This is a genomic window from Stenotrophomonas sp. ASS1 (genome assembly GCF_004346925.1).
Lineage (GTDB): Bacteria > Pseudomonadota > Gammaproteobacteria > Xanthomonadales > Xanthomonadaceae > Stenotrophomonas > Stenotrophomonas maltophilia_A.
Genome location: NZ_CP031167.1, coordinates 814430 through 827833, shown reverse-complemented (window position 1 = coordinate 827833; position 13404 = coordinate 814430). Strand labels below are relative to the sequence as shown.

The 13404-nt window shown below is 63.1% G+C and carries 13 protein-coding genes; all 13 read right to left on the bottom strand.

Annotated elements, in window-relative coordinates; translation table 11 throughout:
- Position 1: 1 nt before the first annotated feature.
- The 13 genes from rpsC to rpoC all read right to left on the bottom strand — a co-directional run bounded on the left by rpsC (position 2) and on the right by rpoC (position 13330).
- Positions 2-736 (bottom strand): 30S ribosomal protein S3, encoded by a 735-nt coding sequence (gene rpsC, locus MG068_RS03810; RefSeq protein WP_004145350.1) that lies wholly within the window; start codon positions 734-736, stop codon positions 2-4.
- Between the two features lie 18 nt (positions 737-754).
- Positions 755-1090 (bottom strand): 50S ribosomal protein L22, encoded by a 336-nt coding sequence (rplV, locus tag MG068_RS03805; protein WP_004145348.1) that lies wholly within the window; start codon positions 1088-1090, stop codon positions 755-757.
- Between the two features lie 12 nt (positions 1091-1102).
- A complete protein-coding gene (gene rpsS, locus MG068_RS03800) occupies positions 1103-1372 on the bottom strand; it encodes a 30S ribosomal protein S19 (RefSeq protein ID WP_004154485.1) in 270 nt (89 codons plus the stop codon).
- Between the two features lie 6 nt (positions 1373-1378).
- Positions 1379-2206: a 50S ribosomal protein L2 gene (gene rplB / locus MG068_RS03795; RefSeq protein WP_004145339.1), complete on the bottom strand. Its 828-nt coding sequence runs from the start codon at positions 2204-2206 to the stop codon at positions 1379-1381.
- A gap of 10 nt (positions 2207-2216) precedes the next feature.
- Complete coding sequence (gene rplW, locus MG068_RS03790; protein WP_004145338.1) at positions 2217-2516, bottom strand: 50S ribosomal protein L23; 300 nt, start codon at positions 2514-2516, stop codon at positions 2217-2219.
- On the bottom strand, positions 2513-3118 hold the full coding sequence (rplD, locus tag MG068_RS03785) for a 50S ribosomal protein L4 (protein ID WP_004145337.1): 606 nt from the start codon (positions 3116-3118) through the stop codon (positions 2513-2515). Before rplD ends, rplW begins: the two co-directional genes overlap by 4 nt.
- A 12-nt stretch (positions 3119-3130) precedes the next feature.
- Complete coding sequence (gene rplC, locus MG068_RS03780) at positions 3131-3781, bottom strand: 50S ribosomal protein L3 (protein WP_004145336.1); 651 nt, start codon at positions 3779-3781, stop codon at positions 3131-3133.
- 11 nt (positions 3782-3792) lie between these two features.
- Positions 3793-4104: a 30S ribosomal protein S10 gene (gene rpsJ / locus MG068_RS03775; RefSeq protein WP_005408208.1), complete on the bottom strand. Its 312-nt coding sequence runs from the start codon at positions 4102-4104 to the stop codon at positions 3793-3795.
- Positions 4105-4436: 332 nt separating this feature from the next.
- Entirely contained in the window at positions 4437-5627 is a 1191-nt protein-coding gene (gene tuf, locus MG068_RS03770) for an elongation factor Tu (RefSeq protein ID WP_049416993.1), read from the bottom strand.
- Between the two features lie 52 nt (positions 5628-5679).
- On the bottom strand, positions 5680-7821 hold the full coding sequence (gene fusA, locus MG068_RS03765; protein WP_049422946.1) for an elongation factor G: 2142 nt from the start codon (positions 7819-7821) through the stop codon (positions 5680-5682).
- A 141-nt stretch (positions 7822-7962) separates the two neighbouring features.
- On the bottom strand, positions 7963-8436 hold the full coding sequence (gene rpsG, locus MG068_RS03760) for a 30S ribosomal protein S7 (RefSeq protein WP_004145321.1): 474 nt from the start codon (positions 8434-8436) through the stop codon (positions 7963-7965).
- A 12-nt stretch (positions 8437-8448) separates the two neighbouring features.
- Positions 8449-8823 carry a 30S ribosomal protein S12 gene (rpsL, locus tag MG068_RS03755; RefSeq protein ID WP_004145320.1) on the bottom strand — a complete coding sequence of 125 codons (375 nt, stop codon included), beginning with the start codon at positions 8821-8823 and terminating at the stop codon, positions 8449-8451.
- 283 nt (positions 8824-9106) lie between these two features.
- Positions 9107-13330 (bottom strand): DNA-directed RNA polymerase subunit beta', encoded by a 4224-nt coding sequence (rpoC, locus tag MG068_RS03750; RefSeq protein ID WP_049462863.1) that lies wholly within the window; start codon positions 13328-13330, stop codon positions 9107-9109.
- Positions 13331-13404 lie beyond the last annotated feature (74 nt).

Below are 13404 nucleotides of genomic sequence, written 5' to 3'. Positions count from 1 at the left end.
GTTACCTCGCTTCACGGGCCGGGCGCTGACGGTCACCACGGTCGCCGCGATCGTGACGATCGTTGCGCGACGGGGTGTCGTCCTGCTTTTCCTGGCCAACCTGGGAGAAATCGAAGACCTCGCCCTTGTAGATCCAGACCTTGATGCCGATGATGCCGTAGGTCGTCTTGGCTTCAGCGAAGCCATAGTCGATGTCGGCACGCAGGGTGTGCAGCGGCACGCGGCCTTCGCGGTACCACTCCGAACGGGCGATTTCTGCACCGTTGAGGCGGCCACCGACGTTGACCTTGATGCCCAGGGCACCCAGGCGCATCGCGTTGCCGACCGAGCGCTTCATTGCACGGCGGAACATGATGCGACGCTCCAGCTGCTGGGCGATCGACTCGGCAACGAGCTGCGCGTCCAGTTCCGGCTTGCGCACTTCGGTGACGTTGATGTGCGCCGGGACGCCCATCATCTCGCTCACTTCCTTGCGCAGCTTCTCGATGTCCTCACCGCGCTTGCCGATCACCACGCCCGGACGGGCGGTGTGGATCGTCACGCGAGCGGTCTTGGCCGGACGCTCGATCAGGATCTTGCTGATGCCGGCCTGAGCCAGCTTCTTGCGCAGCATTTCGCGCACTTTCAGGTCGGCTGCCAGGTAACCAGCGAACTCGGCCTTGTTGGCGTACCACTTGGAGTTCCAGTCCTTGGAAATGCCGAGGCGGATACCAATCGGATGAACTTTATGACCCATGGTCTTTTCCTTATCCGCTTACTTGGCGGCGCCCACAACCACAGTGATGTGGCTGGTGCGCTTGAGGATGCGGGTACCGCGGCCTTTCGCCCGCGCCATGAAACGCTTCAGGGTCGGACCTTCATCAACCATGATGGTCTGAACCTTCAGCTCGTCGACGTCGGCGCCCTGGTTGTTCTCGGCGTTGGCAATTGCCGACTCCACCACCTTCTTGATCAGGTGGGCAGCCTTCTTGTCCGAGAACTTCAGCAGGTTGACCGCACGTTCGGCCGGCAGACCGCGCACCTGGTCAGCGACCAGACGAGCCTTCTGCGGGGAGATGCGCGCAGTGCGCAGGATGGCTTTCGCTTCCATTGTCATCTCTCCTTACTTGCCCGACTTCTTGTCACCACCGTGACCCTTGAAGGTCCGGGTGATGGCAAATTCGCCGAGCTTGTGGCCGACCATGTTCTCGTTGACGAGAACCGGGATGTGGTTCTTGCCGTTATGCACGGCAATGGTGACGCCTACCATGTCAGGCAGGATCATCGAACGGCGCGACCAGGTCTTGATCGGCTTCTTGCTGCCCGCAGCGGCCTCCACCTTCTTGACGAGGTGGTGATCGACGAACGGGCCCTTCTTGAGTGAACGTGCCATGGTCGATTAGCCCCTACGATCGCGGACGATGAACTGCTGAGTGCGCTTGTTATGGCGCGTCTTGTAACCCTTGGTCGGGACACCCCACGGGGTGACCGGATGCGGGTTACCCTGGCCGGCCTTCGCCTCACCACCACCGTGCGGGTGGTCAACCGGGTTCATGGCAGCACCACGAACGGTCGGGCGGACGCCGCGCCAACGCTTGGCACCGGCCTTGCCCAGCTTTTCCAGGCTGTGCTCGTCGTTGCCGACTTCGCCGATGGTGGCGCAGCACTCGACCGGAACCTTACGCATTTCACCCGAGCGCAGGCGCAGGGTGGCGTAGATGCCTTCGCGAGCCACCAGCTGCACGGCCGCACCAGCGGCGCGAGCGATCTGAGCGCCCTTGCCCGGCTTCAGTTCGATGCAGTGGATGGTGGTGCCGACCGGGATGTTGCGCAGCGGCAGGGTGTTGCCAGCCTTGATCGGGGCATCCGAACCAGCGATCACCTGATCACCAGCCTTCAGGCCCTTCGGGGCGATGATGTAGCGACGCTCACCGTCGACGTAGCACAGCAGGGCGATGTGCGCGGTGCGGTTCGGATCGTATTCGATGCGTTCCACGCGCGCCGGGATGCCCAGCTTGTTGCGCTTGAAGTCGATGATGCGGTAGTGCTGCTTGGCACCACCACCGACGTGACGCACGGTGATGCGGCCATGGTGGTTACGACCACCCGAGCGGCTCTGCGACTCGACCAGCGCAGCGTGCGGAGCACCCTTGTGCAGGTCGGGAGTGACCACGCGCACGGCCGAACGGCGGCCGGGGGAAGTGGGCTTGAATTTCATCAATGGCATGGGATGTACCTCAGGCCTTGGCCGTTACATCGATCGACTGGCCATCGGCCAGGCGAACGTACGCCTTGCGCCAATCGCCGCGGCGGCCAGCACGGTTACGGAAGGACTTGTTCTTGCCCTTGACGTTGACCACGTTGACGGCTTCGACCTTGACGTCGAACAGCTGCTCAACCGCGGCCTTTACATCGGCCTTGGTGGCTTCGTTCGAAACTTCGAAGACATACTGGTTGGAGAGTTCCTGCAGGCGCGCGGTCTTTTCGGAGACACGCGGGGCACGCAGCACGCTGAAGATTTTTTCGTTGCTGTTCATGCCAGCCACTCCTCGACCTTCTTGACCGCGTCAGCGGTGATGACGACCGTGTCGGCACCCACCAGCGAGACCGGGTCCAGACCCTGGACGTCACGCACCTGCACGTACGGCAGATTGCGGGCGGACAGGTACAGGTGCTCGGACGCTTCTTCGGTGACGATCAGCGGGCGCTTGCCCACTTCCAGGCCGGCCAGCTTGGCGATCAGACCCTTCGTGTTGGTCACTTCGACGTCGAAGGACTCCACGATGGTCAGACGGCCCTGACGGTTCAGCTCGGACAGGATCGCGCACATGGCGGCACGGTACTGCTTGCGATTGACCTTCTGCTCGAAGCTGCGCGGCTTGGCCGCGAAGGTGACACCGCCGCCGACGAAGATCGGAGCCGTCAGTGCGCCATGACGCGCGCCGCCGCCCTTCTGCTTCTTCGACTTCTTGGTGGTACCAGCCACTTCGGAGCGAGTCTTCTGTGCCTTGGTGCCGGCGCGACCGGCGTTGCGGTAGGCAACGACGACCTGGTGGACCAGATCTTCGCTGAAATCGCGACCGAACACGGCGTCGGAGACCGAGACCTTGTTGTTGCTACCCGTGATAACGAGTTCCATCGTCATCTCTCCTTATGCCTTGCTCGCCGGACGGACGATCACGTCGCCACCCGCCGCGCCCGGAACGGCGCCGCGAACGGCGATCAGACCGCGCTCGACGTCGACCTTGACCACTTCCAGATTCTGGGTGCTCTGCTGCACCGCGCCCATGTGGCCCGACATCTTCTTGCCCGGGAAAACGCGACCCGGGGTCTGGCGCTGACCCAGCGAACCCGGCGCGCGATGCGACAGCGAGTTACCGTGGGTTGCATCGCCCATACGGAAGTTGTGGCGCTTGATGGTGCCCTGGAAGCCCTTACCCTTGGTGACACCCTGGACGTCGACGATCTGGCCGACTTCGAAGATGTCCGCCTTGACTTCGCCGCCAACGGCGAAATCGCCGAGCTGCGCGTCTTCAACGCGGAATTCCCACAGGCCACGACCCGCTTCCACCTTCGCCTTGGCGAAGTGGCCGGCTTCCGGCTTGTTGACCAGGGCAGCGCGACGCGCGCCGACGGTCACCTGCACGGCGCTGTAGCCGTCGGTTTCGACGGTCTTGATCTGCGCGATGCGGTTCGGGGTTGCTTCGATCAGGGTCACCGGGATGGAGCGGCCATCTTCAGTGAACACGCGGCTCATGCCAGCCTTGCGGCCCACGAAGCCCAACGAATACTTCTTCGTCATGGTCGTAGTCCTCAGGTCAGCTTGATCTGAACGTCGACGCCGGCAGCCAGTTCGAGCTTCATCAGCGCGTCCACGGTCTTGTCATTCGGGTCAACGATATCGAGCACGCGCTTGTGCGTGCGGGTCTCGTACTGGTCACGCGCGTCCTTGTCGACGTGCGGGGAAACGAGAACGGTGTAACGCTCGATCTTGGTCGGCAGCGGGATCGGGCCACGCACTTGCGCGCCGGTCCGCTTTGCCGTTTCAACGATCTCGCTGGCCGAACGGTCGATCAGACGATGATCGAACGCTTTCAGCCGGATCCGGATCTTTTGGTCCGCCATGGCGGTAGGTTCCTTCGTTAAAAGAGCGACAGACAAAGCCTCTGGGTTGCTTTGTCCCATGAAATTCCTGAATACGGACGGCCCGCAGTCCTGCAGGCCGCCAAGGTCACTCCATAGACCTCAAAAACGTAGGCAGACCAGTTACCCGGCCTGCCCAGACGTAGAAGCATAATGGCACGCAAGGCAGCTGTCAACAGTCGCCTGTTGACGCCGCCTGAATGGCATTGACCCTTCCTGGTCCAGGGAACACAAGGCACATCCTGTGCCTGCTTTCCCATTTGATACGCCCCGATGCCCTACCCAGGCAACATCGGGGCGCAGATACTACCAGATTACTCGATGATCTTCGAGACCACGCCGGCGCCGACGGTACGGCCGCCTTCGCGGATGGCGAAGCGCAGACCTTCGTCCATGGCCACCGGGTTGATCAGAGTGACTTCCATCTTGACGTTGTCACCCGGCATCACCATTTCGACGCCTTCCGGCAGCTTGGCGGCGCCGGTGATGTCGGTGGTGCGGAAGTAGAACTGCGGACGGTAGCCGTTGAAGAACGGGGTGTGGCGGCCGCCCTCGTCCTTCGACAGGACGTACACTTCGCCTTCGAACTTGGTGTGCGGCTTGATCGTGCCCGGCTTGGCCAGCACCTGGCCACGCTCGACGTCGTCACGCTTGGTGCCGCGCAGCAGCAGGCCAGCGTTGTCGCCTGCCTGACCCTGGTCCAGCAGCTTGCGGAACATTTCAACGCCGGTCACGGTGGTCTTCTGCACCGGACGGATGCCGACGATTTCGATTTCGTCGCCAACCTTGATCACGCCGCGCTCGATACGACCGGTCACCACGGTGCCGCGGCCCGAGATCGAGAACACGTCTTCCACCGGCATCAGGAACGGCTTGTCGATCGCACGCTCCGGCTCCGGAATCCAGCTGTCCAGCGCGTCGACCAGCTTCAGGATGGCCGGCACGCCGATGTCGCTCTGGTCGCCTTCCAGCGCCAGACGGGCCGAACCGGCGATGATCGGGGTGTCGTCGCCCGGGAACTCGTACTTGCTCAGCAGCTCGCGAACTTCCATCTCGACCAGCTCGAGCAGCTCGGCGTCGTCCACCATGTCGGCCTTGTTCAGGAACACGACGATGTACGGCACGCCGACCTGGCGCGACAGCAGGATGTGCTCACGGGTCTGCGGCATCGGGCCGTCAGCGGCCGAGCACACCAGGATCGCGCCGTCCATCTGGGCGGCACCGGTGATCATGTTCTTGACGTAGTCAGCGTGGCCCGGGCAGTCAACGTGGGCGTAGTGACGGATCGGGGATTCGTATTCGACGTGCGCGGTCGAGATCGTGATGCCACGCGCCTTTTCTTCCGGCGCGGCGTCGATCGAGGAGTAGTCCTTGAACTCGCCACCGAAGCGCTCGGCACCGATCTTGGTCAGTGCGGCGGTCAGCGTGGTCTTGCCGTGGTCGACGTGACCGATGGTGCCGACGTTGACGTGCGGCTTGGTGCGTTCGAACTTACCCTTTGCCATTGTTCTATACCTTGATTGTTCGTAAGTGGTTTCAAGAGAGGCTGAGCGAGGCTCAGCCCTTCTTCATGACGGCTTCGGCGATGTTGGTCGGAGCCGGCTCGTAGTGATCGAATTCCATGGTGAAGGTGGCGCGGCCCTGGGTCTGCGAACGCAGTGCAGTGGCGTAGCCGAACATTTCACCCAGCGGGATCATCGCGTTGATGATGCTGGCCGAACCGTCACCGGTGGTGTCGGAACCCTGCAGCACGCCGCGACGACGGCTGACGTCGCCCATCACGTCACCCTGGTAATCCTCCGGGGTCACGATCTCGACCTTCATGATCGGCTCCAGCAGCACCGGCTTGGCCTTGGCGAAGCCCTGCTTGAAGGCCATCGACGAAGCCAGCTTGAACGCCATTTCCGAGGAGTCGACGTCGTGATACGAACCGAACACCAGCTTCACCTTGACGTCCACGACCGGGAAGCCAGCCAGCGGGCCGCTGGTGATGGTTTCGCGCAGGCCCTTCTCGACCGACGGGATGAATTCCTTCGGGATCACGCCGCCGGTGATGTCGTTGATGAACAGGAAGTCGTCCTTGATCATCGGAGCGATCTTCGGATCGGCACGGTCGGCAGCAGTGATCGGCGACAGTTCGATCACGACGTGACCGTACTGACCCTTACCACCGGACTGCTTGGCGTGCTTGTAGTCCGACTTGACGTCAGCCAGGGTGATGGTTTCGCGGTAGGCCACCTGCGGCGCGCCAACGTTGGCTTCAACGTTGAACTCGCGCTTCAGGCGGTCAACGATGATGTCCAGGTGCAGCTCGCCCATGCCCGAGATGATGGTCTGGCCGGATTCTTCGTCGGTCTTGACGCGGAACGACGGATCTTCCTGTGCCAGACGGCCCAGGGCCAGGCCCATCTTTTCCTGGTCCGACTTGGTCTTCGGCTCGACGGCCATCGAGATCACCGGCTCCGGGAACGTCATGCGCTCCAGGATGATCGGGGCGTCCACGGCGCACAGGGTGTCACCGGTGGTGGTGTCCTTCAGGCCCACGGCAGCGGCGATGTCACCGGCCAGAACTTCCTTGATTTCCTCGCGGTTGTTCGAGTGCATCTGCAGGATGCGGCCGATGCGCTCCTTCTTGCCCTTCACCGAGTTCAGCACGGTGTCGCCACCGTTCAGGGTGCCCGAGTAGACACGGAAGAAGGTCAGCGCGCCGACGAACGGGTCGGTGATGATCTTGAAGGCCAGCGACGAGAACGGAGCCTTGTCGTCCGACTTGCGGGTCATTTCGACGGTGTCGTCGTCAACGTCCACGCCCTTCACGTCCGGCACGTCGACCGGCGACGGCAGCAGCTGGATCACGCCATCCAGCATGGCCTGCACGCCCTTGTTCTTGAAGGCCGAGCCGCAGTACATCGGCACGATCTCGGTGGCCAGGGTGCGGGTACGCAGGGCATTGATGATTTCAGCCTCGGCCAGCTCTTCGCCGCCCAGGTACTTTTCCATCAGCTCTTCGCTGGCTTCGGCAGCGGTCTCGACCATGAACTGGCGAGCCTCTTCAGCCGGGCCCTGCAGTTCGGCCGGGATGTCGCCGTATTCGAACTTCATGCCCTGCGAAGCTTCATCCCAGTGGATGGCCTTCATCTTCAGCAGGTCGACGACGCCCTTGAAGTTGTCTTCAGCGCCGATCGGCAGCTGCATCGGCACGGCAACCGCGCCCAGCTTGGCCTTCAGCTGGCCGACGACCTTCTGGAAGTTGGCACCGGTACGGTCCATCTTGTTGACGAACGCGATGCGCGGCACGTGGTACTTGTTGGCCTGGCGCCACACGGTTTCCGACTGCGGCTGCACGCCACCGACGGCGCACAGGACGAAGACGGCACCGTCGAGCACGCGCAGCGAGCGCTCCACTTCGATGGTGAAGTCGACGTGCCCGGGGGTGTCGATGATGTTGAAGCGGTGCTCCGGCAGGGACTTGTCCATGCCCTTCCAGAACGCGGTGGTGGCAGCGGACTGGATCGTGATGCCACGCTCCTGCTCCTGCTCCATCCAGTCCATGGTGGCGGCGCCGTCATGCACTTCACCGATCTTGTGGCTCTTGCCGGTGTAGAACAGGATGCGCTCGGACGTGGTGGTCTTGCCGGCATCGATGTGAGCCATGATGCCGAAGTTACGGTAACGCTCGATGGGAGTGGAACGGGCCACGGGAGCCTCTCAGATTTCTTGGATTTCGGATGGCCGAACGCCGCCTTTCGGCGGCCTTCGGATTGGCGCAGCCCTTCTGGGACCGCGAGGCAGCACGCACCGAAGTGGTGCTGCCCTGCCTGTTTTACAAGGCCGTCAAACTCACCAGCGGTAGTGGGCGAATGCCTTGTTGGCTTCGGCCATGCGGTGGGTTTCTTCGCGCTTCTTGATGGCGCCACCACGGTTTTCCGAGGCGTCGATCAGTTCAGCAGCCAGCTTCTTCGGCATGGTGTTCTCGCCACGCTTGCGCGCGGAGTCGATCAGCCAGCGCATGGCCAGGGCCATCTTGCGCGACGAACGCACTTCTACCGGCACCTGGTAGGTGGCACCACCGACGCGGCGCGACTTGACTTCGACCGCCGGAGCGACGTTGTCCAGAGCCTTCTGCACCAGTTCAATGGCGTTGGCGCTGCTGTTCTTCTCGGTGATCACGTCCATGGCGCCGTACACGATCTTTTCGGCGACGGACTTCTTGCCGCTCTGCATGACCATGTTGATGAAGCGGGCGATGGTTTCGCTTCCGTGCTTCGGATCGGGCAGGACGGAACGCTGCGGAGTATTACCCTTACGCGACATAGTGCTCTCTCCTTATGCCTTCGGACGCTTGGCGCCGTACTTGGAACGGGCCTGGCGACGCTTGGCAACGCCGGCGGCGTCGAGCGAGCCACGAACGGTGTGGTAACGCACACCCGGCAGGTCCTTGACGCGACCGCCGCGGATCAGGACCACGGAGTGCTCCTGCAGGTTGTGGCCTTCACCACCGATGTAGGAAATCACTTCTTCCTGGTTGGTCAGGCGGACCTTGGCAACCTTGCGCAGAGCCGAGTTCGGCTTCTTCGGAGTGGTGGTGTAGACACGGGTGCAGACGCCACGGCGCTGCGGGCACTTGTCGAGCGCCGGCGAGGCACTCTTGTAGGTGGTCGCTTGCCGCGGCTTGCGGACCAGCTGGTTGATCGTCGCCATCAGTAGGTTCTTCTGATTGGTGGCCGGAAAATCCGACCAGAGATGCGGAAATGTTAAAGCAGGCCGAAATTCTGGCCTGCTGAGACAGACGATTGTAGCAACCTGCCAGGAAAGCAGTCAAACGCCTCCTGTCAAGCCCGTCCCTGATCCCGGGACGTTACTGGGGGGCCTCCATGTACCCCGTTCAGATTGACAGGGTCGATCGCGGACGATCTCCCTGCCCTTTCCCACTCCCATCGATGGACCGACGGGGTGGTCCGGCCTTGCAGCCGGACCGGATACCTCATTCTTCGCCCGACGCCTGTTCAGCTTCGGCTTCAACCACCGGTGCCTCGACCGCGGCCGGGGTGCCGGCAAGGGTCTGCATTTCCGACTCTGTGAGGCCGGAAGCGCCGCGACGGCGGTTGCTGTGGTACGCCAGGCCGGTACCGGCCGGAATCAGGCGACCCACGATGACGTTTTCCTTCAGGCCACGCAGGTTGTCCGAGGTGCCGCGGACGGCCGCTTCGGTCAGCACGCGGGTGGTTTCCTGGAACGAAGCGGCCGAGATGAACGATTCGGTCGCCAGCGACGCCTTGGTGATACCCAGCAGGACCGGATCGAAGTGCGCCGGCAGCTCATTGCGGGCTGCAAGGCGGGCATTCTCCTCGATAACGCGCTGGCGCTCCACCTGTTCGCCGTTCAGGAACTTGCTGCTGCCCTGATCGGTGATCTCGACCTTGCGCAGCATCTGGCGGGTGATCACCTCGATGTGCTTGTCGTTGATCTTCACGCCCTGCAGGCGGTACACGTCCTGGATTTCCTTCACCAGGTAGGCGGCCAGCGGTTCGACACCCAGCAGGCGCAGGATGTCCTGCGGGCTCGGCTCGCCGTCCACGATGGTTTCACCCTTGGTGACATGCTCGCCTTCGAACACGATGACCTGGCGGTACTTCGGGATCAGCTCTTCGTGCTCCGAACCATCGGTGTCCTTGATGATCAGGCGCTGCTTGCCCTTGGTGTCCTTACCGAAGCTGATGATGCCCGAACGCTCGGCCAGCACCGCCGGATCCTTCGGCTTGCGCGCTTCGAACAGATCGGCCACGCGCGGCAGACCACCGGTGATGTCGCGGGTCTTCGACGCTTCCTGCGGAATCTTGGCGACCACGTCACCCACACCGACGGCAGCGCCGTCCTGCAGGTTGACGATCGAGCGCGGCGGCAGCAGGTACTGCGCCGGCAGGTCGGTGCCCGGAATCGACAGGTCGTTGCCCTTGGCGTCGACGATGCGCACGATCGGGCGCAGGTCCTTGGCCTGGGTACCACGACGCTTCGGATCGGTGATTTCGCGCGACGCCAGGCCGGTCAGCTCGTCGGTCTTCTCGATGACGGTGATGCCGTCGACGAAGTCGATGAAGCGGATGAAACCGGCCACTTCCGACACGATCGGGTGGTTATGCGGATCCCAGTTGGCCACGGTCTGGCCAGCCTTGATCGCATCACCGTCCTTGGACGTGATGGTCGCACCGTACGGCAGCTTGTAACGTTCACGCTCACGGCCGTGGGCATCGAGCACCGAGATTTCGCCCGAGCGCGACACTGCCACCAGCGAGCCGTTGGCATGCTCGACCGACTTGAGGTTGCTGAACTTGACCGAGCCGGTGGTCTTGACGGTGATGTTGTCGACCGCAGCAGCTCGCGACGCCGCACCACCGATGTGGAACGTACGCATGGTCAGCTGGGTACCCGGCTCACCGATGGACTGGGCGGCGATGACGCCGACCGCTTCACCGATGTTGACCAGGTGGCCACGGGCCAGGTCGCGGCCGTAGCAGCGCGAGCAGACGCCGAAGGCCGATTCGCAGGAGATGGTCGAGCGGACCTTGATGGTCTGCACGCCGGCATCTTCCAGCTTGGCAACCCAGGCTTCGTCCAGCAGGGTGTTGCGGGTGACGATCGGATCTTCGTCGTTGCCCGGCAGGAACACGTCCTCGGCAACCACGCGACCCAGCACGCGGTCCTTCAGCGGCTCGACCACGTCGCCGCCTTCCACGATCGGGGTCATGATCAGGCCTTCGGTGGTACCGCAATCCACCTCGGTGATCACCACGTCCTGTGCCACGTCGACCAGACGACGGGTCAGGTAACCCGAGTTCGCGGTCTTCAGCGCGGTATCGGCCAGACCCTTACGGGCACCGTGGGTGGAGTTGAAGTACTCCTGCACGTTCAGGCCTTCGCGGAAGTTCGCCTTGATGGGCGTCTCGATGATCGAGCCGTCCGGGCGGGCCATCAGGCCACGCATGCCGGCCAGCTGACGGATCTGCGCCTGCGAACCACGCGCACCGGAGTCGGCCATGATGTACAGCGAGTTCATCGACTTCTGGTCGATGGTCTCACCCTTGGCATTGACCACCTTCTCGGTACCGATGGTGTCCATCATCGCCTTGGCGATGCGCTCGTTGGTGCGCGACCAGATGTCGACCACCTTGTTGTAGCGCTCGCCGGCGGTGACCAGGCCCGACTGGTACTGCTCCTGGATTTCCAGCACTTCGGCTTCGGCCTCGGTGAGGATGCCCTTCTTCTCGTCCGGGATCAGCATGTCATCGATGCCGATCGAGACGCCGGCGCGGGTCGCGTAGGCGAAGCCGGTGTACATCAGCTTGTCGGCGAACACGACCGTGTCCTTCAGGCCCAGCTGGCGGTAGCTGGAGTTGATCAGGCGGCTGATGTTCTTCTTGGTCAGCTCGGTGTTGGCCAGCGCGAACGGCAGGCCTTCCGGCAGGATTTCAGCCAGCAGGGCGCGACCGATCGTGGTGTCCACGATCGAGGTCTTGTTCTGCTTGTTGCCGTCTTCGTCGGTCACCACTTCGGTGATGCGGACCTTGACGCGCGCGTGCAGTTCCACCACGCGGTTGTCGTAGGCGCGCTTGACTTCGGCGATGTTGGCGAAGGCCATGCCCTCGCCCTTCTTGTTTTCCAGCGAGCGGGTCATGTAGTACAGACCCAGCACGACGTCCTGCGACGGCACGATGATCGGCTCGCCGTTGGCCGGCGACAGGATGTTGTTGGTCGACATCATCAGCGCACGCGCTTCCAGCTGGGCTTCCAGCGAGAGCGGCACGTGGACGGCCATCTGGTCACCGTCGAAGTCGGCGTTGAACGCGGTGCAGACCAGCGGGTGCAGCTGGATGGCCTTGCCTTCGATCAGCACCGGCTCGAACGCCTGGATGCCCAGACGGTGCAGGGTCGGCGCACGGTTCAGCATCACCGGATGCTCGCGGATGACCTCTTCCAGGATGTCCCAGACTTCGGCTTCTTCGCGCTCGACCAGCTTCTTGGCGGCCTTGATGGTGGTGGCCAGGCCACGACGCTGCAGCTTGGCGAAGACGAACGGCTTGAACAGCTCAAGCGCCATCTTCTTCGGCAGGCCGCACTGGTGCAGGCGCAGGTACGGACCGACCACGATGACCGAACGGCCCGAGTAGTCGACGCGCTTGCCCAGCAGGTTCTGGCGGAAGCGGCCCTGCTTGCCCTTGATCATGTCGGCCAGCGACTTCAGCGGGCGCTTGTTGGTGCCGGTGATGGCACGGCCACGACGGCCGTTGTCCAGCAGCGCATCGACCGATTCCTGCAGCATGCGCTTTTCATTGCGCACGATGATGTCCGGCGCGCTCAGTTCGAGCAGGCGGCGCAGGCGGTTGTTACGGTTGATGACGCGGCGGTACAGGTCGTTCAGGTCGGAGGTCGCGAAGCGGCCGCCATCCAGCGGGACCAGCGGACGCAGGTCCGGCGGCAGCACCGGCAGCACGGTCATGACCATCCACTCCGGACGGTTGCCCGATTCCAGGAAGGCTTCGATCAGCTTGATGCGCTTGGTGAGGCGCTTGAGCTTGGTTTCCGAACCGGTAGCGGCGATTTCCTCGCGCAGGCGGGTCATTTCCGACTGCAGGTCGATCGTGCGCAGCAGTTCGTACACGGCCTCGGCGCCCATCGCGGCGTCGAAGTCGTCACCGTGCTCCTGGCGGGCCTGCAGGTACTGTTCTTCGGTCAGCAGCTGGCGGCGCTCCAGGGCGGTCAGGCCCGGCTCGGTCACCACGTAGGCTTCGAAGTACAGCACGCGCTCGATGTCGCGCAGGGTCATGTCCAGCATCAGGCCGATGCGCGACGGCAGCGACTTCAGGAACCAGATGTGCGCGACCGGCGAAGCCAGGTCGATGTGGCCCATGCGCTCGCGACGCACCTTGGCCAGGGTCACTTCGGTGCCGCACTTTTCGCAGACCACGCCGCGGTGCTTCATGCGCTTGTACTTGCCGCACAGGCACTCGTAGTCCTTCACCGGGCCGAAGATGGCGGCGCAGAACAGGCCGTCGCGTTCCGGCTTGAAGGTACGGTAGTTGATGGTTTCCGGCTTCTTCACTTCGCCGAAGGACCACGAACGGATCAGGTCCGGCGAGGCCAGCGCGATCTTGATCGCGTCGAAGTCCAGCGTCTGGCGCTGCTGGTTGAAGAGGTTGAGCAGGTCTTTCATGGTGTTCTCCAGAAGGAGGAATGCTGTGTCGATGGGCTTTCAGTTCACTGCCAGCGGCGCGGCGGCAGAGGCCG

Excerpts from the sequence above, each read along its gene's own strand:
- rpsC (WP_004145350.1), bottom strand. The coding sequence starts at position 736 with ATGGGTCATAAAGTTCATCCGATTGGTATCCGCCTCGGCATTTCCAAG.
- rplV (WP_004145348.1), bottom strand. The coding sequence starts at position 1,090 with ATGGAAGCGAAAGCCATCCTGCGCACTGCGCGCATCTCCCCGCAGAAG.
- rpsS (WP_004154485.1), bottom strand. The coding sequence starts at position 1,372 with ATGGCACGTTCACTCAAGAAGGGCCCGTTCGTCGATCACCACCTCGTC.
- rplB (WP_004145339.1), bottom strand. The coding sequence starts at position 2,206 with ATGCCATTGATGAAATTCAAGCCCACTTCCCCCGGCCGCCGTTCGGCC.
- rplW (WP_004145338.1), bottom strand. The coding sequence starts at position 2,516 with ATGAACAGCAACGAAAAAATCTTCAGCGTGCTGCGTGCCCCGCGTGTC.
- rplD (WP_004145337.1), bottom strand. The coding sequence starts at position 3,118 with ATGGAACTCGTTATCACGGGTAGCAACAACAAGGTCTCGGTCTCCGAC.
- rplC (WP_004145336.1), bottom strand. The coding sequence starts at position 3,781 with ATGACGAAGAAGTATTCGTTGGGCTTCGTGGGCCGCAAGGCTGGCATG.
- rpsJ (WP_005408208.1), bottom strand. The coding sequence starts at position 4,104 with ATGGCGGACCAAAAGATCCGGATCCGGCTGAAAGCGTTCGATCATCGT.
- tuf (WP_049416993.1), bottom strand. The coding sequence starts at position 5,627 with ATGGCAAAGGGTAAGTTCGAACGCACCAAGCCGCACGTCAACGTCGGC.
- rpsG (WP_004145321.1), bottom strand. The coding sequence starts at position 8,436 with ATGTCGCGTAAGGGTAATACTCCGCAGCGTTCCGTCCTGCCCGATCCG.
- rpsL (WP_004145320.1), bottom strand. The coding sequence starts at position 8,823 with ATGGCGACGATCAACCAGCTGGTCCGCAAGCCGCGGCAAGCGACCACC.
- rpoC (WP_049462863.1), bottom strand. The coding sequence starts at position 13,330 with ATGAAAGACCTGCTCAACCTCTTCAACCAGCAGCGCCAGACGCTGGAC.